This is a genomic window from Actinopolyspora sabaoui (assembly GCF_051225635.1).
Lineage (GTDB): Bacteria > Actinomycetota > Actinomycetes > Mycobacteriales > Pseudonocardiaceae > Actinopolyspora.
The window spans coordinates 235,410-258,968 of record NZ_JBMIHH010000009.1 but is presented as its reverse complement, the minus strand read 5'-3'; the positions used below and the strand labels follow the sequence as shown (position 1 = coordinate 258,968).

Here is a 23,559-nt window from a genome sequence, read left to right as displayed (position 1 = left end):
GTGCCGCGCACGACCGCCCGGGCGGAATCCTCCCCTACGACGCACCCTCTCCAGGACGAACGGTCCCCGAGCGGTCGAGGGGCCGATCAGTCGAAGGGGTTGGCCACCCGCCCTGCCAGATCCGCCACGGAGTCGATGACCTTGGTGGGGCGGTACGGGAAGCGCTCGGCGGTGTCGCGGTCCGAGATCCCGGACAGCACCAGGATCGTCTGCAGCCCCGACTCCAGCCCGGAGCGGACATCGGTGTCCATCCGGTCCCCGATCATCAGGGTGTTCTCCGAGTGGGCCTTGAGTTCCCGCAGCGCCGAACGCATCATCAGCGGATTCGGCTTGCCGATGTAGTAGGGCTCACTTCCGGTGACCCGCTCGATGAGTGCGGCGACCGCTCCCGTGGCGGGCAGCGTGCCCTCGCGGCTGGGGCCCTTCTCGTCCGGATTGGTCGCGATGAACCGGGCACCGCCCTCGACGAGCCGGATGGCCTTGGTGATCGCCTCGAAGCTGTAGGTACGGGTCTCGCCGAGCACCACGTAGTCGGGCTCGCGATCGGTGAGCACGTAGCCGATGTCGTGCAGCGCGGTGGTGAGTCCGGACTCGCCCACCACGTAGGCCGAGCCGCCGGGGCGCTGCTGGTCCAGGAACTGCGCCGTGGCCAGCGCGGAGGTCCAGATCGACGACTCCGGCACGTCCAACCCGCTGCGTTGCAGCCGCGCCCGCAGGTCTCGCCTGGTGTACACGGAGTTGTTGGTGAACACCATGAAGGGGAGCCCGTGTTCGTGCAGGTCGGCGAGGAACTCGTTCGCACCGGGAACCATGTGTTCCTCGTGCACCAGCACGCCGTCCATGTCCATCAGGTAGGTCCAGGGGGATATCTCAGTCACCCCTCGATCATCCACCGGAAACCGGGTGTATGGCCACTTCGGTGGCCTTGACCGCGAAAAAAACTTCGTCTTCGAGCCGCAACCCCAGTTCGGCGACGGCAGCGGGGGTGATGTCGGCGGCCAGTGCGGCCTCCGACTCGTGCGAGTCGGTTTCGCCGCGGAGCCTGATCGCGTCGCCGAGCGGTTCCATACCGACCACCCGCACCGGGATCGCGTTGCGTGGGCTCCCCTCGGGAACAGAGGGGTGGACCGCCACCGCCTTCGGGGAGAACACGGCGGCGGCGGGCTCTCCGGGGGTGGTTGGTTCGACCACGCTGCCGTGCAGCACCCTGCCCTGTGGGGTCCGTACGGTCTCGCCGGTGGCGGTGCCGGTGATCAGGTTGAGTCCGGCGATCCGCGCGGTGAAGACGCTCCTGGGGCGGGACAGCACCCGGTGGGTGCTGCCCTGCTCGACCACGCCACCCCGGTCGAGCACCAGGACCCGGTCGGCGAGCACCACCGCGTCGAGTACGTCGTGGGTCACGAGCACGCAGGGCCGTCGCTGCTGCCCCAGCACCCGGTGCAGCAGTCCCCGCATGGCGGGGGCGGCCGCCACGTCCAAGGCGGACAGTGGCTCGTCGAGCAGCAACAGCTCGGGGTCGGCGGCCAGTGCCCGCGCCAACGCGACCCGTTGTGCCTGTCCACCGGACAGCTCGGCCGGTTTGCGGTCGCCGAGCTCGCCGGTCTCGGTTCGTCGCAGCCATTCCAGCGCGGCTCGCCGTGCCGGTTTGCTGCGGACGCCGGAGGCGCGCATCCCGAATGCCACGTTGTCCAGGGCTGTGAGGTGCGGGAACAGCATCGCCCGTTGGGCGAGCAGTCCGACGCCGCGGCGGTGGGTGGGGACGTCGATCCGACGTCGGGTGTCCAGCCAGGTGTGGTCCGCGAGCCGGATCCTGCCGTGTTCCGGGCGGACGGATCCGGTCAGCGCGGTCAACAGCGTCGACTTGCCCGCCCCGTTCGGGCCGAGCACGGCCAGCACTTCGCCGGGAGGTACCCGGCAGGACAGTTCGAGTGTGAACTCACCGCGCCGCAACCGAATCTCGGCAACCAGCCCGCTGTCCTCGCCGCCCTCTCCCGCTCCGGGCGGATCGCTCGGGGACGGCGCGGTGGTGTCTTCGGCACGGTCAGGCACGTCGGTACGGTCAGGCACGTCGGTACGGTCAGGCACGTCCTTCCACCGCCTTCGGTCGGGCGACGAGGATGACCAACAGCGCGATGGCCACCAGCAGCAGCGACATCGCCACGGCAGCCTCCACATCGGCCTGCGCTTCGGTGTAGATGGCCAACGGCAGCGTCCGGGTGGTGCCGCGCAGGCTTCCCGCGAAGGTGATGGTGGCCCCGAACTCCCCGAGCGCGCGTGCGAAGGTCAGCACCAGGCCGGAGCCCAGTGGGGGGAGCAGCAGGGGCAGTGTGACGCGCCGGAAGGTCAGCCACGGCCCGGCCCCCAGGGTGGCCGAGATCCGCTCGTACTCGGTTCCCGCCGCGCGCAGCGCTCCTTCCAGGCTCACCACGAGGAACGGCATGGCGACGAAGGTTTGCGCCAGCACCACGGCGGTGGTGGTGTACGGCAGGGTCAGTCCGAACCAGTCGCGCAGCAGTCCTCCGAGGGGTCCGGTGCGGCCCAGCAGGTAGAGCAGTGCCAGGCCGCCGACCACCGGGGGTAGCACCAGCGGGAGCAGCACGCACCCGCGCACGAACCGCAGCCCTGGAAAACGAGAACGCGCGAGCACCACGGCCAGGGGCCCGCCGAGCAGCAGCGCCAGCGCGGTCGCGATCAGTGCGGTACGCACCGACAGCTCCAGCGCGGTCAGCGCTGCCGGGCTGGTGAGCAGGGTGGGAAACCGAGCGGGGTCGATTCGGGTGAACAGGCCGAGCACCGGCAGCACGATCAGTGCCAGTGCCAACAGTGCGGGCAACCGCAGCGGCAGGGGCACCCCGACCGGCCGCTCCCCACCGCGTGCGCCGGGGATACGGACACCTCGTGAACCCGGGTCGCTCACGGCGCACCGAAACCGTAATCGCCGAGGATGCGCTGTCCCCGCTCGCCCCGTACGAATTCGACGAACCGGCCCGCGAGTTCCGGATGCTCCGCCTCAGCCAGCCGGGCGATCGGATACTCGTTGGTCACCTCGTCGGAGGCGGGGAAGTCGATCGCCTCCACCTCCTCACCGGCGGAACTGGCGTCGGTAACGTAGACGAGTCCGGCATCGGCCTCGCCCGCGACCACCTTGTGCAGCACGTCCTTGACGTCGCTCTCCTCACTGACCGGGTCGAGCCGCACCCCGGAGACGGACTCGACCTGTTCAGTGGCCGAACCGCACGGCACCTGCGGGGCGCAGAGGACGACCGAGGTGTCGGAGTCGGTGAGGTCGGCGAACGACTCGACTCCCGCCGGATTGCCCGGTGGAACCACTATGGTCAGTCGGTTGGTGGCGAAGGTGTGGGGATCACCCGCCAGCGCGTCGGCCCGCCGCACCTTGGCCATCATGTCGGTGTTCGCGGAGGCGAACACGTCCCCGCCACTGCCCTGCCTGATCTGCTCCGCGAGCAGCGAGGAGCCCTGGAAGTTGAACCGGATGTCGACGTCGGGGTTGCGTTTCGTGAATTCGTCGCCGATCTCGCGGAAGGATTCGGTCAGCGACGCGGCGGCCAGTACCGTCAGGGTGTTCCGCTCGCTCGAGGCGGCGCCGCAGCCGCTGAGCAGGGACAGCAGGACCACCAGCACCGCCGTCGACGCCGCGCCGCGATGTGTGCGGTTCATTGCCCACCTCCGGGGGTCTCGATCACCACGGCGGTCGACTTGACCACGGCCACCGCCAGCACTCCCGGACGGAGCCCGAGGTCGCTCACCGCTTCGGTGCTCAACAGCGAAACCACTCGCTGGGAGCCGCACTGGAGTTCGACCTGCGACATGACCGTGTCCGAAGTGACCTCGGTGACCAGTCCGACAAAGCGGTTGCGCGCGGAGCGCTCGATCCCGGAGGGATCGCGGGCGGCTCTGGCTCTGGTGCGGGCGAATTCGGCCAACGCGGAGCCCTCCACCACCAGGCGCCCGGAACCGTCCGACTCGGCGGGCAGTTGCTGCGCGTCCACCCAGCGTCGAACGGTGTCGTCGCTGACGCCGAGCAGCTCCGCTGCTTCGGAAACACGATATTGCGGCACGAAACACACGTTAAACTCGCTAATGCGGCTCGATCCAGGGATTTTGTTCCGCTTTCACGTTTTGAAAAAGATTTCGTGGTTTTCTCCGAACCTCACGCGGTCGTGGCCTTACCGATTGAGCGCACCGGCACAAAACCGGTTCGCGCGATCGAATTCCCCCCGACCTGGCGGTTACGCTGAGCGGTGTGACTTCCGTGGACCTGGGCATCCCGGTCGCCCGCCGGACGATCGACACGTCGGCGCGTCCGGATACGCCGTACCTGGTCGACCGCTTCGGACGGATCGCGACCGACCTGCGGGTGTCCCTGATAGACAAGTGCAATCTGCGCTGTACCTACTGCATGCCCGCCGAGGGCCTGCCGTGGATGAAGCGGTCCGAGATGCTCGACACCGGGGAGATGATCCGGCTCATCGAGCTCGCGGTGCGCGAACTCGGGGTAACCAACGTCCGCTTCACGGGTGGTGAACCGTTGCTGCGGCAGGACCTGGTGGACATCATCACCGCCACCAGCGAGTTGCCGCAGGCTCCCAAGACCTCGCTGACCACCAACGGCATCAACCTCGGCAGGTTCGCCGAGCAGCTGGCCACCGCCGGCCTCGACCGGGTGAACATCTCGCTGGACACCCTGGATCGGGAGACGTTCCACCGGCTGACGCGTCGGGACCGGTTCGACGACGTGCTGAACGGACTGCGTGCGGCCAAGGAATCCGGCCTGGAACCGGTGAAGGTAAACGCCGTACTGCTGCGGAACACCAACGATCACGAGGCGTGCGATCTGCTGCGGTTCTGTCTGGAGCGGGGCTACCAGCTACGGTTCATCGAACAGATGCCGCTGGATCCGCAGCACGGCTGGGACCGCGAAGAGATGATCACCGCGGACGAGATCCTGCGGATGCTGGGTGAGGAGTTCACCCTCACCCCGTACAGCGCCGAACGCGGTTCGGCGCCTGCCGAACGCTGGCTCGTCGACGGTGGCCCTGCCACCGTCGGAGTGATCGGCTCGGTCACCAGGCCGTTCTGCGCCACGTGCGACCGCACCAGGCTCACGGCCGACGGGCAGCTGCGCTCCTGCCTGTTCTCGCAGACCGAGACCAACCTGCGCGAACCGATGCGGGAGGGCGTCGACAACGAGGAACTCGCCCGACTGTGGCGGGAGACCATGTGGGCCAAGGCCGCGGGCCACGGCATGGACGAGGAGGGCTTCGCGCAGCCTTCCCGCCCGATGAGCTCGATCGGCGGCTAGAACTTCTCGAAGTGCTACTCGCTCGGTGGTCCGGCCGACGCCGACCGGCGCGCGTCCGGGCCGCCGAGCCTACGGGGCCTCGCGCCGAGGCGACACGGCATCCCGAAAGGACTCCCGGCCGATGATGGACGACAGACAGGAAACACAGCTCGTCCCACCGGAGCCCGCGGCATCACCGCCGACGGGTTCCGCCGCGGCCACGGCGGTCGCGGTGCGGGTGCGGTACTTCGCGGGAGCCCGCGCGGCAGCCGGAGTCGCGGAGGAGACGCTGCGGGTGAGCCCGAGCGCGGCCGACGCGCCGGTGTCCGCGTCCGACGTGGTTCGAGCCGTACTGGCGGCGCACGAGGAACCGTTGGCCCGGGTGGTCGGAGCGTGCGGTTTCCTGCTCGACGGGGTGGCCGTGCGGGACGAGGCCGTGTTGGTTCCGGACGGGGCCGAGTTCGACGTGTTGCCACCGTTCGCGGGCGGCTGAGCGGGCCCGCGTGGCGACGATCCGACCAGCACCCCGCCTCGCGGCCTGCTGGCTGTCGACCTCCGACCGTGAACCACAGCGGCGGGGAACCGACACGCCGGAGACCATGCCTCGGCGTGTCTGCCTAACTCTTTTGTGTGATTTCACCGGGATCTCACAGCCGCGTTTCCGAGGCCACATCTTCCGCATTCCCCAACCGGGTGACGGATCACCCGATGAACCGTTTTCGGCCGCGCTTCGCGACCACCGAACAGCTGTGAGTGTCGAAATCGCCCGCCGCGCAACTTCCTTCCACACGGCAGCAAAAAAGGACAGACCTGCCCTACCACACTGGATCTGTGCAATCGAAGCCGGGTCCGCAAAGGTGATTCAGACCTCACCGCGAGTGATCGATATCGACTCGGAAACGGCTTGATAACGACGCCGTGCGCTGCATAAATACCCCTGATCGAGTGACCCCGAAGCCATGTTACTGTGACTAGCGTCACAATCCATTAAGTTTCCGTTCGCTTGCGCGATTACGTACTGTTCCCATCGGTCGGCCCCGAACCGGCCGGAACAACGAGAAAACCGGGAAGTCCGCAGCGCCGAGCTCTGCCCGGCGGGCTTCCTACCCCCGAACGAAACGAAACCGGGCAGGGACGGGAAACCGCTGGAGCCCCCGAAACTCCACGGAATCCGGGTTCTCTTCGGAGCCGCCGGAAATCCCGCAGGCGCGGCAGGAGAGAGGGACATGGCTCGTTACAAGGGCAAGCATCGTAAGTCGTCGAATTTCACTCGCAACGCTGCCAGGGTAGCCGTCGCGGGTGCTGTGGTGGCCACGCCGCTCGCGGTGGCCGCTCCCGCCAGCGCCGCGGACTGGGACGAACTCGCCCAGTGCGAATCCAGCGGGGACTGGCACATCAACACCGGCAACGGTTTCTACGGCGGCCTGCAGTTCACCCCTTCGACGTGGTCGGCCTTCGGCGGTGACCAGTACGCCCCGAACGCCCACCAGGCCAGCCGTGCCGAGCAGATCGCCATCGCCAAGAAGGTACTGGCCCAGCAGGGTCCCGGTGCCTGGCCGGGCTGCACCGCCAAGACCAACTGGGTCAGCGGCAGCACCGACAACGCGGGCACCGTCTCCCAGGACTCCGCCGCCCAGGAACAGGCAGCCGCGCCGCAGGAATCCGCCCCGAAGCAGGAGCAGCCCACCGAGACCGAGTCGGACTCCGGGCAGCAGTCCCAGCAGTCCACGGTGCGCTCGAACGGTGCCGACTACACCGTCCGCTCCGGTGACACGCTGAGCGAGATCGGTCAGCGGTTCGGCGTGAACTACCAGGACATCTACGAGCGCAACAGCGACATCCTGGAGAGTGCCGACCTGATCTTCCCGGGTCAGCAGCTCGACATCCGCTGATGACGCGATAACCGAAACACGGCCGGGTTCCATCGCGGATCCCGGCGCCCGGACGCGAACCGGTTCTCGGGAGCGAGGGAGCGAGCACCGGAGCCCGACTGTGGTCGGGGACGCGGAAGCCGGGCAGCCCGAACTCGGGGCCTCGCCGCCTTCCCCCAGCGGCGGGGCCCCGTTCTTGTCCACCGCACGGCTCAGTGAGGACTCGGACGGCTCATCCGAGGCGGTTGGACATCCCTTCGGCCGCGGCACCAGAATGGATCATGGTTCTCGGCGCCGACCAGAGGGAGCGCAGTGCTCGAAGCCGTGATCCGATCCGTGGTGTCACCCGCTTCGGTGGCGGTGTTCGTGGTACTGACGCTGCTCGGGGCGGTGCTGCACGGCAGGCTGGTACGAGCCGCCGGAACGCGAAGGATTCCGACCCTGGCCGCGATGACGGCACTGGCCGCCGGGACGGCGGTGACCCTCACACCGCAGAGCGGACCGGAGTTCGGCCTGTCCGCGCGCCGGGTCTTCGCCTGCCCGCTCGGCTGGCCCGCGAGTCCGGGGCTGCTGGATCTGCCCGTGCCGACCCAGAGCTCGTTGAACTCGCTCGTGCTGTTGCCGTTCGGGGTGTGTGCCGGGCTGGCTGTGCGGAACCGCCTACACACGGCCGCTGTTGTGGCGGTGATACTGCTATTGCCCGCCCTGGTGGAGGCCAGTCAGGGGTTCACGCTGTTCGTTCGGCACTGCAGCGCGCAGGACTGGCTCGACAACGTCAGCGGCGGGCTGCTGGGAGTGGCGCTGGTGCTGCTCGTGCGAGCGATCACCGGTGCGTTCTCCGACAAACGACACCGCGACGGCGCAAGCACCGAACAACACCGCTGAGCCGCACCAGGAGCGCCGCAGCACCACCCACGCGATCGAGACCCGCCACAGAGCCTCCCCGGGACAAGCACGGGGGAGCCCCACTGTGGGCGGCGTCAATTTCTCGCGAAATTGTCGAGACAGCCCGGCGACGTGGCCGGCTGGGCGTCAATTTCCCACGAAATCGCCGCGCCCGAGACCGCTGTGGGGACGCGACCATGCGGGTCGCAGCGCGGGTGACCCCGGTGCGTGAGTCGGATGCATTGCAAGGCCGGGCCGCTTCGACGCAGGGTGAACCCCGACCACTCACGCAGTCGGCGCCGCCGCGGGTTCTCCGGTGCGGCTCTCGCGAGGAAGGCCCGACGTTGTGTAGGTCGCTACCCGATGTCGGGCCTCCCCGCAGCGAGAGCCGTGCCAGAGGTTCCGCCACCCGCACCGCCACGCGAACCGAGCCGACATGATCACGCTAAGGGCAGTTGACCCACTCTTCCTGCCCGTCGTCGAATACCTGCCGCTTCCACACCGGAAGCCGCCGTTTCACCTCGTCCACCAGCTCCGCACAGGCGTCGAATCCCTGCTTGCGGTGTTCGGCCGAAACGGCGCAGCCCAGGGCCACGTCACCGATCCCCAGCATCCCGGTGCGGTGCTGCGCCGCGAGCGCGCGCACCCCGTCCGAGCGCGAGAGCACATCGGCCGCCACCTCCGAGATCACGTTCTCGGCCGAGGGATGACCGGTGTACTCCAACTCCTGGACCCCGCGACCACCATCGTGATCGCGGACGGCACCCGCGAACGTGACCACGGCACCCGCCGCGCGATGTTCCACGCGCTCGGCGAGCAGGGACACGTCGATGCTCGCCTCGGTCATTTCCGCGAGCACGACTCCGTCCTCCCCTGCGCTCGTGGCCGAGTTCGCCGTCGTGTGCTCGATCGCGCCGCTCCCGGCGCCCATCTCGGGGGTGTGCTCGGCGCCACGGTGGTGGTCACCGCCACGCAACTGCTCCAACGCGTGCTCCAGCACGCCGTCCAGCACCTCGAGGCCGTCCCGCACGCCCCCACGCGAGCCGGGAAGGTTGACGACGAGCGTGCTGCCCGCGACACCGGCCAGTCCGCGCGAGAGGATCGCGGTGGGAACCTCGGGCAGCCCTGCCTCGCGCAGGGCATCCGCCAACCCCGGCACGGGGAAGTCCAGCACCTCGGCGGTCATCTCGGGGGTGCGGTCGGTGGGGCTGATCCCGGTGCCGCCGGTGGTCAGCACGACCTCCGCCCCTTCGGAGACGGCCGACCGCAACGCTGCTCCCACCGGCTCACCGTCACCGACGACCTCGGCGTCGGGCACCCGGAAACCGCGCTGTCGCAGCCAGTCCACGATGACGGGCCCGGTGCGGTCCTCGTAGACTCCCCGCGCCGCGCGGTTGGAAGCGGCGATCACCCGGGCGCTTCGTTGGGTCATGGTGTGCTCCCCTGCTGCCTGCCGCTCTGCCGAGTACTCGTATCCGGTGCTCATTCCGACCCGGCGCTCATTCCGAATCGTCCGGCCGGGTCCACACTCCGGTTTTACCGCCCTCCTTGCGCTCGACACGCACCTCGTCGAGCACGGCGGCCGGATCCACCGCCTTGATCATGTCGTGCAGTGCCAGTCCGGCCCCGGTGACGGCGGTGAGAGCTTCCATCTCGACCCCGGTCCGGTCGGTGGTACGGACCGTGGCGGTTATCCGCACCTCCCGCTCCCCGGTTTCGAGTTCGACCCGTACTCCGGCGATCGCGATGGGATGGCACAGCGGCACGAGATCCGGGGTGCGTTTGGCGGCCATGATGCCCGCGATACGAGCTGTGGCGAGCGCGTCCCCTTTCGGGAGGTCGTCCCGCCGGAGCTGTTCGATCACGGCCGCCGTGGTACGCACCACGCCGGAGGCCACCGCGCTGCGGGCGCTGCTCTCCTTGTCGGCGACGTCGACCATCCGCGCGGCACCGGACTCGTCCACGTGGCTGAATTCGTGCTGTGTCGCCATGCGGCGAGCCTAGACGATCGGCACCGGCACGACACAGGTGTGCGGCCGCCGCGGGCAGCGGCGGCCGCACTGTGAGCCGGTAGCGCTTCGTCAGATGTCGGTTTCCTCGTCGAGTTCCGCGAAGCTCGGCGCCACGGCGCCCACCACGGTGCCGCCGGTGGCACCACCCTGTGCCGCCGGGGTGACCGGCTCGCCGGAGACCGCGACCCTGCGGACCGCGTCAGCCACGGCGGGAGCGACCGTGGTGTCGAACACGCTGGGCACGATGAACGAGGCATTCACCCGGTCATTGACGTCCACCACGTCGGCGATGGCGTTGGAAGCGGCCAGCATCATGTCGTCGGTGATGTTGTGCGCGTGCGCGTCCAGCAGCCCCCGGAAGAACCCGGGGAAGGCCAGCACGTTGTTGATCTGGTTCGGGTAGTCACTTCGCCCGGTGGCGACCACGGTGGCGTGTCGCTGCGCGACCAGCGGATCCACCTCGGGGTCGGGATTGGCCAGCGCGAACACGACCGCGTCGTCGTTCATGGCGGCCACGTCGTCCTCGCTGAGCAGGTTCGGCGCGGACACTCCGATGAACACGTCGGCACCCCGAACCGCGTCGCTCAGCGAGCCGGTGCGTCCCTCGGCGTTGGTCTGCTCCGCGATGGAGCGCAGGTGCTCGTCGGCGTCCTGCCGCCCGCTGTGCACGATGCCGTCGATGTCGACCGCGATGATGTCGGCGGGGTCCTTCTTGCGCAGCAACCGGATGATCGCGGAGCCCGCGGCGCCCACGCCACAGACCACCACCCGGCAGTCCGAGAGATCCTTGTCCACCACCCGCAGCGCGTTGCGCAGCGCCCCGAGCACGACGATGGCGGTGCCGTGCTGGTCGTCGTGGAAGACGGGGATGTTGAGCTTCTCCCGGAGCCTGGCCTCGATCTCGAAACAACGCGGCGCCGCGATGTCCTCGAGGTTGATGCCCCCGTAGACGGGAGCGAGCAGCTCCGCGGCTCGGATGATCTCCTCGGTGTCCTGGGTGTCCAGACACACCGGCCAGGCGTTGACCCCGGCGAACTTCTTGAACAGCGCGGCCTTGCCCTCCATCACGGGCAACGCGGCCTCGGGGCCGATGTTGCCGAGCCCGAGGACGGCCGAGCCATCGGTGAGTACCGCGACGGAGCTGCGCTTGACGGTCAGTCGGCGTGCGTCGTCGGGATTCTTCGCGATGGCGGTGCACACCCGCGCCACACCGGGGGTGTAGGCGCGGGAGAGGTCGTCACGATTGGCCAGTGCGACCTTCGAATTGACTTCGATCTTGCCGCCAAGGTGCACCAGGAAGGTCCGATCGGAGACCTTGCGAACGTGCATGCCCGGCAACGCCTCGAGAACCTCGGTGATGTCCTCGGCGTGATCGGCGGACAACGAGTTGCAGGTGATGTCCACCACGATGCGGTCGGAGTGCGACTCCACCACGTCGAACGCGGTGATGACCGCACCGGTACGGCCGACCGCGGTGGTGAGGTCACCGGCGGCGTTCGCCGAGGGTGGGGCCTCGACGCGAACGGTGATCGAATAGCCCGGACCTGGAACCGGCATGTAGCACCTCTGTCAGTGATGAGCTCTCGCGAAACCCTGTGGCAGCTCCGAGACTAGAACTCACCATCGCGGCACCACGGCGACCCCGTCCCAACGGGTCTTCGTCATCTACCCGGCAATGCCCCGCGCAGCACCAGGTCAACCGCCTCGTCGCGGTGCCCCGCCCGCCGGAGCCTCTCGCGGTTCCCGGCCACGTGTGGTCGATCCGACACCGCGGCCGCGGGGAAAACGGGGCGGTGAGCACGGACGGAACACCGGTGGCCCCAGGGGCTGGCGGGGCGACGACCGTTCGCGTACGGGAGTAGCGCTAGGAGCTCTTATTGATCGTGGTCTCGGGATGGTGGTACGGCACGGACCCCTCCGGCAGTGGGAAGGTGACCTCCCCGAACGGAGACATGGCGCCCTGGCGGTCGGCCAGGAACTCGGTCACCGGGTGTCCGGCCTCGTCGTGCGGCCACTCCGGGTCGATGCGCTCACGTTTGGACTTGCTCGCGTCGGCCACGCCAACCTCCTTCGGGGAATCCCGCCGCGTACGCCCGGTGATCCCGGCCGGAACCGAGCCGCGAGAGGGCTTTCGAACTTTCCTACTCGAAGCACAGTCTGCCTGATCCGGGGTGTTGCCCCCACCACCCCCGAACGGCGAGTGCCATTTACCACACGCCACCGGGTAGCCACCCGCACGGGTATGTTGGAACGGATGCCCGCCGACCCAGCCACGAACGAACCGCCCCACGAAAGCACCGATTCGCTGGCCGCGCTGCTGCGTGCCCGCGACGACCGGCAGCTGCTCGCGCTGCTGCGTTCCCGGCCGGATCTGGCGACGCCGCCCCCGACGGACTCCGCGGTACTCGCGGCACGCGCGACGGTGCGTTCCTCGGTCACGCGTGCCTGCGAGGACCTGGACACGTTCAGCCTGAACGTGCTGGAGGCCCTGGTGCTGCTGGACGCCGACGAGCGGAGCGTGTCGCTGGAGCGGCTCACCGGCTTCTTCGGCGGCGAGGCAACTCTGGAACAGCTGCGCTCCCGAGTCGAGCCGCTGCGGGAGCTCGCCCTGGTTTGGGGTCCGGACGATGCGCTCCGCACCGCGGTCACGGTGCGGGAAACCATCGGCGCCCACCCCGCGGGGCTGGGGGCCGAACTCGGCGGACTGTCCGAGCAGCGCGCCCGCGAGGTCCTGGCGGAACTGGACGACGAGGAGCACGGCGTCGTGAGCAAACTCGCTGGTGCTTCTCCGATCGGGCGCACGGGGCAGGCCAAACCCGGCGCGGAGCGTTCGGACACCCCGATCGGTCGGCTGCTGCTTCGCGGTCTGCTGCTTCGACGGGACGAGAACACGGTCGAACTCCCCCGCGAGCTCGGGCTCGCCGCACGAGGCGACCGCCCGATGGGAGATGTGGCGACGACGGAACCGGTACCGGAACTCGACGAGCACGGCCAACAGCGCATCGACGGCACTGCCGCCGGTGAGGCGTTGGAGTTGAACCGCCACGTCGAGCTGTTGCTGGAGAGCTGGGGGCAGGAGCCTCCGGACGTGCTGCGTTCCGGTGGAGTGGGGGTGCGGGACGTCCGTGAGCTGGCCCGGAAGCTGGAGAGCGACGAGACGCGCGCCGCGCTGGTCGTGGAGCTTGCCGTGGGGACCGGGCTGATCGACACCAGCCCCGAGGAGGATCCGCAGTGGGTTCCGACTAGACAGGCCGATGTGTGGTTGGCCGCCTCTCCGGAACACCGCTGGGCGCTGCTGGCCGGCTCCTGGCTGGAGCTGCCCCGGCTGCCCGGTCTGATCGGTTCGCGGGACGCGCGGGACCGGCTGCTGGGCACGCTGTCCGAGGGGCTGCGACGTTCCTCGGCACCTCGTGACCGGCGGCGTGTGTTGGAGTCGCTGGACGAGCAGCCCGGCGGGTGGGGCTTCCGGCGGGAGGACGACGTTGCCGCCGTGCTCGCCTGGCGCGCGCCGCGACGCGGCGGCTCGATGCGTGACGAACTGGTGGCCTGGAGTCTCCGGGAGGCAAGGGCGCTGGGGATCGTCGCGCTCGGGGGGCTTTCCTCGGCCGGGCGTGCGTTGCTGACCGGCGACGAGAGCGCTGCCGCCGGGATTATGGCCTCAGCGATCCCGGAACCGGTCGATCACGTGCTGGTGCAGGCCGATCTGACCGTGGTGGCCCCGGGCAGGTTGGAGCCGGAGCTGGCCGCCGAGCTGAACCTGGTGGCCGACGTGGAGTCGGCGGGTAGCGCAACGGTGTACCGGGTGAGCGAGTCGAGCGTACGGCGAGCGCTCGACGCCGGGCGCAGCAGCGAACAGCTGCGGGAGCTGTTCGAACAGCGTTCCCGCACCCCGGTGCCGCAGGGGCTGACCTATCTCATAGACGACACGGCCCGCAGGCACGGCAAACTGCGCGTGGGAACGGCTTCGTCCTTTCTGCGCTGTGAAGATCCCGTGGTGCTCACCGAGGTTCTCGGGAAGCAGCAGCTGGCCCACCTGGGGCTGCGCAGGATCGCCCCGACCGTGCTGATCAGCCCGCTGCCGTTGGAGCAGCTCGTCGAGGAGCTGCGCGGCAACGGGTACGCGCCGGTCGCGGAGAGCACCGACGGCAGTGTGCTGGACCTGAGTCGGGGGCCGCAGCGGATCAAGGGGCGGGGCAGGTACGGCGGGGCACGCGGTGAACCGAGCAATTCCACCCGTCCGGACGAGCAGCAGCTCACCGAGCGGGTGCGCACGCTGCGGGCGGGAGATCAGGCCGCTGCCACCCGGGGCAACACCATCGCGCCGGAACGCGGCAGACCCAGCGCGAACGCGACGCTGGAACTGCTACGGGAGGCGGCGCGCCAGAGCCACAGCGTGTGGCTGGGGTTCGTGGACGCCCAGGGCGGAGCGACGCAGCGGATCGTGCGGCCGGTGAGTGTCGGCGGCGGCGTGTTGCAGGGATTCGACTCCACCCGCGGTGAGCTGGGTGACTTCCCGCTGCACCGGATCACCTCGGTGGCGGTGGTCGACCAGTGAACAGCTCGCCCGAGAGTCCCGCGCGGAACTCGCGGGACCGGGCACGCTCCGGCACGCGGTCGATACCTCCGAAGCGTGGCAGCCTTCCAGCGGGCTTCCACGCCGCGAACCGGAGGAACTCGATCCACGTACCGGTGGGCTCGGCCGGGCGGGCCGAACCACCGGCCACCGGCGAGGGCGAACGGATCAGCTCTGTGAGGTCGCCATCCGCTGCCGCATCGCGTGCTGCACGAGCGTGATCAGGGTGTTCTTGGTGGACTCCTTGTCCCTGGCGTCACATCCCAGCATCGGCACGGATTCGTCGATGGTCAGCGCCTCCCGCACATCCTCGAGGCGGTGGTGCAGCACCCCGTCGAAGGTGTTGACCGCCACCACGTAGGGGAGCTGACGATCGTCGAAGAAATCGATCGAGGCGAAGGCATCGGCGAGACGGCGGGTGTCCACGAGCACCACCGCGCCGATGGCGCCACGGACCAAGTCGTCCCACATGAACCAGAAGCGGTGCTGCCCGGGGGTTCCGAACAGATACAGGATCAGCTCGGAGTCCAACGAGACCCTGCCGAAGTCCATGGCGACCGTGGTGGTCACCTTGCCCGGCGTGGCCGTGAGGTCGTCGACCCCGACGCTGGCCTCGGTCATGACCGCTTCGGTGGTCAACGGGAGGATCTCGGAGACCGATCCGACCAGGGTCGTCTTGCCGACCCCGAAACCACCGGCGACCACGATCTTCGTCGAGGTCTTTCCACCACCGTCTCCACCGTTCATCGCGTGGGGATCAGAGCCTGCGAAGCCCACTGAGCACCCTTTCCAAGAACTCCATGGACGGCCGGTCGCCCACGACCATTCCACTATCGTGAATCTCGACCAGGCCGAGACTGGCCATATCGCCGATCAGCACTCGCACCACTCCCAGCGGAAGCCGCAGGTGCGCCGAGATCTCGGCGATCGAACGGGCATCCGTGCACAGGCCACAGATCGACCGGTGTTCCGGTGTGGCCTGCGCACTCTGCGTACGCCCTAGCTCGCTGGTCGAGACCAGGGTCTCGATCGCGAGTTCGTAGTCGCTCCGGGTACGCCCGCGGGTCCGGGCGTACGGCCGCATCAGCGAGCCTTCTTCCTCCGTGTCCTCACCCGACGTGCCGTCCTGCCCGGGAATGGAGGGCATCGAGGAGGAAATCGACGGCATGGACTGCGACAGCGGGGACATCGGCTGCGAGATGGACGGCATGGACATCGGGCCGCCGCCCGAACCGTCCTCACCGCCACGCGACCCCTGGCCGGAGGCGGCTTCGCCGTGCTCCGAGCGGTAGTCGGAGCCGAAGAGATCCGCACCGGGCCCGCCGAAGAGTCCACGCTGGTACTCCTCGGTACTGGCGGCTTCGCCGCCACGCGGGGTGGGCTGCCCTCCGGCGCCACCGTCCGGGGCTTCACCGAGGAAGTCCTGCTGCCAGTCGTCACCCATCCGTTGGCTGTAGAGCCGGAACAGGTCCCCGTCCCAGTTCGGGTTGGCCCCCTCGCTCATCATGAGCTCCCAACGTCAGCCTCGGCTGATCTCATCGACCCATACCCTGCAACTGAGCGCGCAGCTCGGGGGTGAGCTGTCGTCCGACACGCTCCACCAACAGGGTCATCTCGTAAGCAACCAGACCGATGTCGGCATTGGGTGCGGCCAACACCGCCAGGCAGGAGCCGTCACTGATCGACATCAGGAACAGGTAGCCCTGTTCCATCTCGACGACCGTCTGGGTGACGTCACCTGCCTCGAAACAACGGGCGGCGCCTTGGGTAAGGCTGACCAGCCCTGACGCGACAGCGGACAACTGCTCCGCACGGTCTCGGGGCAGACCCTGCGATCCTGCGAGCAACAGACCGTCCGCGGAGACCACGACAGAGTGCGCCACGCCGGGTACCCGACGCACGAAGTCGGTGATCAGCCAACTGAAGCTGTTGCTGCTCATGGGTTGTTGGACGGACCCGGTCACTCCTGCTCCTCGGGACGGCTCGGAATCGAGCGGGACTGTTCGGTCGATTCTGGTTCGACCTTTGCGTGCCTACCACGTCGGACGCCTTGCTGGAAGTTGGACATTCTGCCACGGACGGCCGAGGCCGACCGGGGCACTGCCGGTTTGCCAGGTGGCGGCGACTGGTGTTCTGTGGCCGAGCCCGGAACAAGATTCGACTTGGGTCTGCGTTTGGGCAACCCGGCCGCGGTTTGTTCCTGTTCCTGCTCGGTTTGCTGTACGAGGGCTTCGGCGGCCTCCCATCCGGCGTCACCGGCACCCCATCCCGGGTCCTCGCCCGTTTGACGGGCGTCGGCTACCCGGTTGCGTTGTTCGCGCGTGGCAGCTCTACGGCCGGAGAAGGCACGCATGGCGGTTTCCGAGCTGTGGGAACCGCCGCCGTCGGTCGTGGGTTCGGGCTCCGGGGCGGCGGAGCTGCCGGGCTCCTCGAGCGGTACTCGCCGTTCGTGCCCCTCGGACTCGGCGGGCCGCGAAGCGGGCCCCCGCTGTCCTGCCGAATCACGAGCGCTCGGGTGGGAAGCATTCCGCGACTCGCCTCCGGTAACACCAGCATCGAGATCGCCACCAGACGATACCGCGTGGTTCATACCATTACGTCGCGAATCACCGCCATGATCGTCGGTGAACGTCGAGCGCCCCGGCCAACCGATCGCGTCGTCGACCAGCTCGGAGTCGGAGGGAAGTTCGGAGTTGTGCTCCAGGGCCGAACGTCCCGTAGTGGCGGGTTCCCCGTCTTCCTCACGGAACCACTGCGAGAGCACCGCTTCGTATATGGGAAGCCGCTCGGTCGGGGTGTCGTCCATCTCCGGCGCACCCGGTTCGGAGCCGAGTCCGACAGCGGGTACCTGCTCGGTGATGTCGGTGTCCCCCGGGCGCACGGGCGGTCCCGCTCCGGCGGACTCGTCCGCCGGCTCGGGGCCGGGCCAGGACATGTGCTCGGTCTTCTCCGACTCGAACGGACTGTGGAACAGGTCCGGAGAATCCTCCAGCCCAGGAGGTGGGGCGCACTGCCCCTCGTACTCGTCCGGAGAGTCCGATTCGGTCGCACGGGGCGAGTCGTCCGGCCCGGGCCAGCCCATGGTGGGTCGGTCATCGCGACGAAGTTCCGGTTCGTCCGGATAATCCCGCGATTCGGAATCGTTCTCCCAGCGCGGCACCTCGGTGACTCCGTAGGTGTCTCCCGAGGACAACCGAACCGAATAGTTCGGAGTCTCCGACGGCTCCGAGTCCGGTGCCCAGGACTCCGGCTGTTCCTCCGGCCACGGGGTTCGCGTGGTCGATTCCGCCTCCAGCGCCGCCGGGCTGTCCGGGACGGAGTCACGTTCGTCGAGTTCCGGGGAGCTCGAGGGGAACTGTTGGTGATACCCGTTGTTGGCCTGCGGTTGCTCGAGCTGGGCCGCACGGTCGGCACCGCCGAACGCGGCGGCGAGCCCGGCGTTGGAGCCGGTCTCGCCCATGCTCTCCCGCGACGACTCGCGCGGCATGTCGGGCATCGGCATGGGGCCGTTCGGGGTGAGCTGCACGATCAGCTCGCCCGGCAACCGGACGGTGGCGGTGGCGCCACCCTCGAGGTCACCGTTGTTCTGCAGTTCGACCGTGACGTGGTGCCTGCGTGCGAGCTGACCGACGACGTAGAGGCCCATTCGGCGCGAGACCGCCACATCGATGTCCGGCGGGCGAACCAGCCGATCGTTGATCTCGTCGAGCTGCTCCGCGTCGACCCCCACACCGCGGTCACGGATCTCCAGCACGAGCTCCTGCCTGCGATAGGCGGTGCGCACGGTGACCTCGGTGTCCGGATTGGAGTAGACGGTGGCGTTCTCCAGCAGCTCCGCGATGAGGTGCACGATGTCGTTGACCACGCGCCCCTGCATCGCCAGCTCGGGCGTCTCCCCGATGACCACCCGCGCGTACTGCTCCACCTCGGAGACAGCGGCGCCGATGACCTCGCTGAGCGGGACCGGACGCACCGTCCGGCGGGTCAGATCGGTGCCGCCGAGAATGAGCAGGTTCTCGTTGTTGCGGCGCATCCGGGTGGCGAGATGGTCCAGTTCGAACAACTGGCTGAGCTGGTCCGGGTCCTGTTCGTCCTGCTCCAGCCGGTCGATCAGCGACAGCTGACGCTGCACCAGCGTCTGGCTGCGGCGTGCCAGGTTGACGAACAGGTCGTTGACGTTGTTGCGCAGCAGGGCCTGTTCGGAGGCCAGGCGCAGCGCCTGCGCGTGCACCGCGTCGAAGGAACGCGCCACCCTGCCGATCTCCTCGGTGGTGTGCACCGGGATCGGGTCGATACGGCTGCGTTCGCCCAGGTCCGGATTGTCCTCTTCGAGGATGGACTCGACTGCTTCGGGAAGCCGGTTGTCGGCCACGTTCAGCGCGGAACGCCGCAGCGTGCGCAGCGGCAGCAGCAGCGAACGCGCCACTAGGAGCGCGATGGCGAACGCCACGATCAGCACGAGGAGTACCAGCACCACCACGACATAGGTCTGGGTACGAGCGGCGCCGGCCAGCTGGTCCGCCTGGTTCTGCAGCTGCTGCCGGAGTTCCGACTCCACCTGGTAGGTGAGGTTCACCGTCTGCGTCGCCGTACGCATCCATTCCTGGGCGTTTATATCGTCGAGCCCCTCACCCTGCTGGGCCTGCACGATGGCGGTTTCTTGCAGGTCACGAGCCTGACCGACCGCGAGGCCCGAGACAGTGTCGTTGTAGCGCTGAATCTGGGCGTTGGTGGCGCGCTTGCGGAACTCCTCCAGCGCGGCCTCCATACTCGCGTCGGTGGCGAGCAGTTGCCGCTGGCCACCGATACCGAATTCGCCGCTTTCCAACGCCGAGAGCAGTCTGGCGCGTTTGACCGATTCCTGCTCCTTGACCCGGGACAGCGCGTTGGTGGCCCGGTAGAGCCGAACCACACTCTCGTTGTTGATCCTGGTGACGGCGCGCTCACCGAGCGCGATCAGGTTGTCCAGTGAGGCGCTGTAGGCACGCAGCGCGGCCTTGGCCGGGTAGGCGGTCTCGTCGGTGACCGTGCGCAGTGCCCGCAGCCGGTCCAACCGGTTGACCGCTTGTTCGTAGGAGGAGGCAACCGAGGTGTTGCCCCGTTGTTTCGCCTCGTCGATCGCCGAGCGGAACCGTTCGATCGCGGCGTCCACGGCGGCGCGCTGCTCGGTCAGCTGGGAACGTTCGCCACCGCGTCCGGCCGCGATGTAGGCCACCGTGAGGTCGCGTTCGCGCTGTAACTCGTGCACGACCTCGGCGGATCTGGTGTCCAGAGTGACCTGCTGTCGCATCCGGAGCAGTTGCTGTGTCTGGTTGTAGTCGGAGACGACCTGCAGAGCACCGAACACCAGCGCTGCCAGTGCCGGGACGAGCAGAACCACCAGCAGCTTGGTACGCAGGCGCCAGTTGCGCATCCGCAGCCCACCCGAGGGCCGCTCCTCGGAGTGATCGTCGACCGGACCGCTGCTGCCGTTCGCCACGGGTGCCTCCCCCGGCGCACCCGTTTCACTCGCGGTCGCGGTTTCCGCACCCGTCACCAATGGGTGTGAACCCGCTGACCCCGTCCCGGTCGACCGATCGGGGCCTTTGTTTCCTCCGGCCACTCGTGGCTTCCTCATTCCGACAGTTACGGGCACGTGTCGTCTCCGCAGTGCGGACAGTCGACACCGAAAACACGAAAGTGCAGCTCAGGGGATGGTCGTCACCCTGACATCCCGAACGCACCCCCCGTGGAGCCGGGGCTGCGCGACTCCTGCGGGCGGCCTCAGCGTACTGGCGCACACCACGATCGGGAAAGTGGGGCGCTATACGTACCGTTATTCACACTATTGCCAGGATTAGACCTTTAGAGGGTAATCACCCGGCTAGATCGGCACAGCGAGCTACCTCTCACGCTCGAATGTGAGATAAAACACTCACCATGACGCGAGTGCCTGAGACCAATCGCACTCGTTACACGAAAGAGATTCATTGTTCGCACTGTGTGTCCAAATAGCTCATTGAGCACCACTCGTGTGGTGGCATAACTATTGAGCTGTTGACTCTTAGTACCGGAACCGTGAAAGTAATGACCTGTTCGCCGTCCCGTTCAGATCACCCGAAAGAGCATTGCTGACCATGGTTCGACCTGTTACGCGCGGCGGCCCCAGCGGCCGCTCACTGTCCCGGAGAGCGCTGGCGCTCGCTGCCGGAATCGGCCTGTTCCTGACCTCCGGCTGCGGCCTGCTGAGCGGTTCGGAGGGCAACGAGGATTCGAACTCCGGAATGACCACCATCAACCTGGGCACCATGCCCGCGGTTGACGTGGCACCACTGCACCTGGCCAAGAACAAAGGGTACTTCGCCGAAGAGGGGCTGAAGGTCAACACCAGCACCATCGCCGGTGGTGCGCAGGGTATCCCGAAGATCGCCAGCGGTGAGCTGGATGTCACCTTCGGCAACTGGGTCTCGTTCATCCGGGCCAAGCAGCAGGACAAGGTGGACGTCAAGGCCATCTCGGACGCCTACCAGGCCACCAAGGGCACCTTCCTGCTGATGCACATGCCGGACGGATCGGTGCAGGAGCCCGCCGACCTCGAGGGCAAGAAGGTGGCCGTGAACACACGGGCCAACCTCAACGAACTCACCGCGGTGAGCGCGCTGGAGACCCGAGGGGTCGACACCAGCAAGATCGAGTTCGTCACGATGGACTTCCCGGACATGCCCTCCGCACTGGAACGGGGCGATGTCGCCGCGGCCTCGGTGATCGAACCCTTCATCTCCCGCGCCAACCAGCTCGGCGCGGAAACCCTGCTGGACCAGGCCTCCGGCCCGACCGCGAACATGCCGATCGCCGGCTACGCCGCCACCAGCGAGTGGGTCGAGCAGAACTCCGAAGCCGCCGCCAAGTTCCAGCGCGTGATGTCGAAGGCCCAGGCCGAGGCCAACGGCGACCGCAACGCGGTCGAGGAACTGCTGCCGGAGTACGCCAAGATCAAGCCCAAGACGGCCTCGCTGGTCACGATCGGCACCTACCCGTCGACGCTCGAAGCCAGCAGGCTCAAGAGCGTCGTGAGCCTGATGGAGAACAACGGTGAGCTCCCGGCGAACCAGTTCGACATCAAGACGATGCTCTACCAGGCACCCGAGAGCAACGAGTGACCTGAGAACGAGCAACGCCAGCCGGGCCGCCGAACGCGGCCCGGCATTTGCTTGCCGCTCGACTGATCGAGGTTTTCCGCCCGGGACGGCGAGGCGTTCGCCGTCCCGAAGCTTCCGGCGGGACGAACTCGTATCAGTGTCCCGGATCGACGGATCCCGGCCAAACCATCGGAACCAGTCAGGAAACCATGCGTAACACCTTACGCGCGCTGATCGGGGTCGCCGTCTTTCTCGTGATTTGCGAGATCGTCGGCCGTTCCGGTCTCGCGCCACAGCAATATCTCCCACCCCCCTCCACCGTGCTGCAAGAGCTCGTGCGGATGCTCGGCGAGCAGGACTTCCTGCGCGACGTGGTCGCCACCGTGCTGGCATGGTTGATCGCGCTGTGTCTCTGCGCTGTGATCGCCGTGCCCGCCGGGTTGTTGCTCGGCAGCGTGCCGCTGCTGCGCACCGCGGTGACGGCGCTGATCGAATTCCTGCGCCCCGTCCCCTCGGTCGCACTGATCCCGCTGGTCGTGGTCGTGGCGGCGGGCAGTCCCGCGGGCAAGATCTTTCTGGCCGTCTACGCGGGTCTTTGGCCACTGCTGTTCAACACGATCTACGCCATCGGTGAGATCGACGACCAGCTGCTCGAGTCCGCCAGGGCGTTCCGGATCTCGCGAACGCAGGTACTGCTGCGCGTGAAGCTGCCCAACGTGATCCCGTTCGTGTTCACCGGTCTGCGGCTGTCCGCGAGCACCGCACTGATCGTGCTGATCAGTGCCGAGATGCTCATGGGCAGCAACGGCGGGATCGGCCACTACATCTACCTGGCCAGCAGTGGTGCGGGCCGGATGGACCAGGTGCTGGCGGGAACCCTGATCGCGGGTGTGTTCGGTTACCTGATCAACGCGGGCATGGCCGGCGCACAACGGAAGTGGATCACCTGGGCCCCGGCGGGAGGTACATCATGAGCACCGAAGGAACCAGGGTCCGCACTCGTGGTCGGCTGACCGGGGCCGTGCTGCAGCTCACGGTACTGATCGTGTGCGTACTGCTTTGGCAGTTGATCACCGCCGGCGGGGACAACACGTTCTTCCCCACGCCGCTCCAGATCATCACCAGGACCTGGGAGCTGTGGTTCAGCGGTGGGATCGGCACGCTGTTCCTGACCGAAGCCGCGTTCGAGGACGTGCTGCCCAGCATCGGCAGGTTGCTGCTGGGATGGCTGGTCGCCGGAGTCGCCGGAGTGGCGCTGGGACTGGCACTGGGGCGTTCGCGCAACGCGCTCGCCTACGTCGGGCCGCTGTTGTCCTTCGCGCGTTCTATCCCGCCCCCGGCGCTGCTGCCGGTGTTCATGGTGCTGTTCAGCATCGGCTTCAAGCTGCAGCTGGCCACGATCGTCTTCGGCTGCGTGTGGCCGATCCTGCTCAACAGCGCCGACGGCGCGCGCTCGGTGGACGTCACCAAGACCGAGACCGCTCGTGCGTTCCGGATATCCCGTCCGCTCTGGTTCGGGTCGGTGGTGCTTCCCAGCGCCGTGCCGAAGATCTTCGCGGGTCTGCGGATCAGCCTCTCGCTGGCGCTGATCATGATGGTGATCTCGGAGCTGGTCGGAGCCAGCGACGGTCTGGGCCACGCGATGGTGCTGGCACGCGACCAACTCGACTACGAACAGCTCTGGGGCGGAATCGTACTCATCGGCGTTCTCGGCTACGTGCTGAACGCGATCCTCTCGGCTGTCGAGAGCCGTGTCCTCAAGGCGGTGCCCCAATGACCAACACCCTGACAGTGGAGC

General features: G+C 68.0%; 21 protein-coding genes. 8 read left to right on the top strand and 13 right to left on the bottom strand.

Annotated elements, in window-relative coordinates; all coding sequences use genetic code 11:
• Nucleotides 1-86: 86 nt before the first annotated feature.
• The 5 genes from ACOQFL_RS18005 to ACOQFL_RS17985 form a co-directional block, all read right to left on the bottom strand.
• Nucleotides 87-848 carry an HAD-IIA family hydrolase gene (locus ACOQFL_RS18005; RefSeq protein WP_435545368.1) on the bottom strand — a complete coding sequence of 254 codons (762 nt, stop codon included), beginning with the start codon at nucleotides 846-848 and terminating at the stop codon, nucleotides 87-89.
• 37 nt (nucleotides 849-885) lie between these two features.
• On the bottom strand, nucleotides 886-1,968 hold the full coding sequence (locus ACOQFL_RS18000; RefSeq protein WP_435545367.1) for a sulfate/molybdate ABC transporter ATP-binding protein: 1,083 nt from the start codon (nucleotides 1,966-1,968) through the stop codon (nucleotides 886-888).
• A gap of 109 nt (nucleotides 1,969-2,077) precedes the next feature.
• A complete protein-coding gene (locus ACOQFL_RS17995; protein ID WP_435545366.1) occupies nucleotides 2,078-2,887 on the bottom strand; it encodes an ABC transporter permease in 810 nt (269 codons plus the stop codon).
• Nucleotides 2,888-2,913: 26 nt separating this feature from the next.
• On the bottom strand, nucleotides 2,914-3,678 hold the full coding sequence (gene modA, locus ACOQFL_RS17990; RefSeq protein ID WP_435545347.1) for a molybdate ABC transporter substrate-binding protein: 765 nt from the start codon (nucleotides 3,676-3,678) through the stop codon (nucleotides 2,914-2,916).
• Nucleotides 3,675-4,079, bottom strand: coding sequence for a TOBE domain-containing protein (locus ACOQFL_RS17985; protein WP_435545346.1), 405 nt, complete (start codon nucleotides 4,077-4,079; stop codon nucleotides 3,675-3,677). Before ACOQFL_RS17985 ends, modA begins: the two co-directional genes overlap by 4 nt.
• Before the next feature lie 185 nt (nucleotides 4,080-4,264).
• On the opposite strand from ACOQFL_RS17985, the gene moaA reads away from it, so the two are divergent.
• From moaA to ACOQFL_RS17965, 4 genes are all read left to right on the top strand, one after another.
• On the top strand, nucleotides 4,265-5,323 hold the full coding sequence (gene moaA, locus ACOQFL_RS17980) for a GTP 3',8-cyclase MoaA (protein WP_435545345.1): 1,059 nt from the start codon (nucleotides 4,265-4,267) through the stop codon (nucleotides 5,321-5,323).
• A gap of 124 nt (nucleotides 5,324-5,447) precedes the next feature.
• Entirely contained in the window at nucleotides 5,448-5,795 is a 348-nt protein-coding gene (locus ACOQFL_RS17975) for a ubiquitin family protein (protein ID WP_435545365.1), read from the top strand.
• A 733-nt stretch (nucleotides 5,796-6,528) separates the two neighbouring features.
• Nucleotides 6,529-7,194 (top strand): transglycosylase family protein, encoded by a 666-nt coding sequence (locus ACOQFL_RS17970; RefSeq protein WP_435545344.1) that lies wholly within the window; start codon nucleotides 6,529-6,531, stop codon nucleotides 7,192-7,194.
• Between the two features lie 291 nt (nucleotides 7,195-7,485).
• A complete protein-coding gene (locus ACOQFL_RS17965; protein ID WP_435545343.1) occupies nucleotides 7,486-8,058 on the top strand; it encodes a VanZ family protein in 573 nt (190 codons plus the stop codon).
• Nucleotides 8,059-8,503: 445 nt separating this feature from the next.
• On the opposite strand, the gene ACOQFL_RS17960 is transcribed toward ACOQFL_RS17965, so the two are convergent.
• The 4 genes from ACOQFL_RS17960 to ACOQFL_RS17945 form a co-directional block, all read right to left on the bottom strand.
• A complete protein-coding gene (locus ACOQFL_RS17960; protein WP_435545364.1) occupies nucleotides 8,504-9,490 on the bottom strand; it encodes a molybdenum cofactor biosynthesis protein MoaE in 987 nt (328 codons plus the stop codon).
• Between the two features lie 67 nt (nucleotides 9,491-9,557).
• Entirely contained in the window at nucleotides 9,558-10,049 is a 492-nt protein-coding gene (moaC, locus tag ACOQFL_RS17955) for a cyclic pyranopterin monophosphate synthase MoaC (protein WP_435545342.1), read from the bottom strand.
• 90 nt (nucleotides 10,050-10,139) lie between these two features.
• On the bottom strand, nucleotides 10,140-11,627 hold the full coding sequence (locus tag ACOQFL_RS17950) for an NAD-dependent malic enzyme (RefSeq protein WP_435545341.1): 1,488 nt from the start codon (nucleotides 11,625-11,627) through the stop codon (nucleotides 10,140-10,142).
• A 307-nt stretch (nucleotides 11,628-11,934) separates the two neighbouring features.
• A complete protein-coding gene (locus ACOQFL_RS17945; protein WP_435545340.1) occupies nucleotides 11,935-12,129 on the bottom strand; it encodes a hypothetical protein in 195 nt (64 codons plus the stop codon).
• Nucleotides 12,130-12,324: 195 nt separating this feature from the next.
• Between ACOQFL_RS17945 and ACOQFL_RS17940 the strand changes: the two genes are divergently transcribed.
• Nucleotides 12,325-14,625 (top strand): helicase-associated domain-containing protein, encoded by a 2,301-nt coding sequence (locus ACOQFL_RS17940; protein WP_435545339.1) that lies wholly within the window; start codon nucleotides 12,325-12,327, stop codon nucleotides 14,623-14,625.
• 186 nt (nucleotides 14,626-14,811) lie between these two features.
• On the opposite strand, the gene ACOQFL_RS17935 is transcribed toward ACOQFL_RS17940, so the two are convergent.
• The 4 genes from ACOQFL_RS17935 to ACOQFL_RS17920 are packed head-to-tail and all read right to left on the bottom strand — an operon-like array spanning nucleotide 14,812 to nucleotide 20,122.
• Nucleotides 14,812-15,420: a GTP-binding protein gene (locus ACOQFL_RS17935; protein WP_435545338.1), complete on the bottom strand. Its 609-nt coding sequence runs from the start codon at nucleotides 15,418-15,420 to the stop codon at nucleotides 14,812-14,814.
• Nucleotides 15,401-16,147, bottom strand: a complete 747-nt coding sequence (locus tag ACOQFL_RS17930) for a DUF742 domain-containing protein (protein ID WP_435545337.1) — start codon at nucleotides 16,145-16,147, stop codon at nucleotides 15,401-15,403. The genes ACOQFL_RS17935 and ACOQFL_RS17930 overlap by 20 nt, the downstream gene beginning before the upstream one ends.
• Nucleotides 16,148-16,178: 31 nt before the next feature.
• Complete coding sequence (locus ACOQFL_RS17925; RefSeq protein WP_017973097.1) at nucleotides 16,179-16,607, bottom strand: roadblock/LC7 domain-containing protein; 429 nt, start codon at nucleotides 16,605-16,607, stop codon at nucleotides 16,179-16,181.
• Nucleotides 16,604-20,122: a sensor histidine kinase gene (locus ACOQFL_RS17920; protein WP_435545336.1), complete on the bottom strand. Its 3,519-nt coding sequence runs from the start codon at nucleotides 20,120-20,122 to the stop codon at nucleotides 16,604-16,606. The genes ACOQFL_RS17925 and ACOQFL_RS17920 overlap by 4 nt, the downstream gene beginning before the upstream one ends.
• A gap of 637 nt (nucleotides 20,123-20,759) precedes the next feature.
• Between ACOQFL_RS17920 and ACOQFL_RS17915 the strand changes: the two genes are divergently transcribed.
• The 3 genes from ACOQFL_RS17915 (at nucleotide 20,760) to ACOQFL_RS17905 (ending at nucleotide 23,538) form a co-directional block, all read left to right on the top strand.
• Nucleotides 20,760-21,782, top strand: a complete 1,023-nt coding sequence (locus ACOQFL_RS17915; protein ID WP_435545335.1) for an ABC transporter substrate-binding protein — start codon at nucleotides 20,760-20,762, stop codon at nucleotides 21,780-21,782.
• 188 nt (nucleotides 21,783-21,970) lie between these two features.
• The gene (locus tag ACOQFL_RS17910; RefSeq protein WP_435545334.1) at nucleotides 21,971-22,735 is read left to right on the top strand and encodes an ABC transporter permease; all 765 of its coding nucleotides are present in this window, start codon (nucleotides 21,971-21,973) and stop codon (nucleotides 22,733-22,735) included.
• Nucleotides 22,732-23,538: an ABC transporter permease gene (locus ACOQFL_RS17905; RefSeq protein WP_435545333.1), complete on the top strand. Its 807-nt coding sequence runs from the start codon at nucleotides 22,732-22,734 to the stop codon at nucleotides 23,536-23,538. Before ACOQFL_RS17910 ends, ACOQFL_RS17905 begins: the two co-directional genes overlap by 4 nt.
• Nucleotides 23,539-23,559 lie beyond the last annotated feature (21 nt).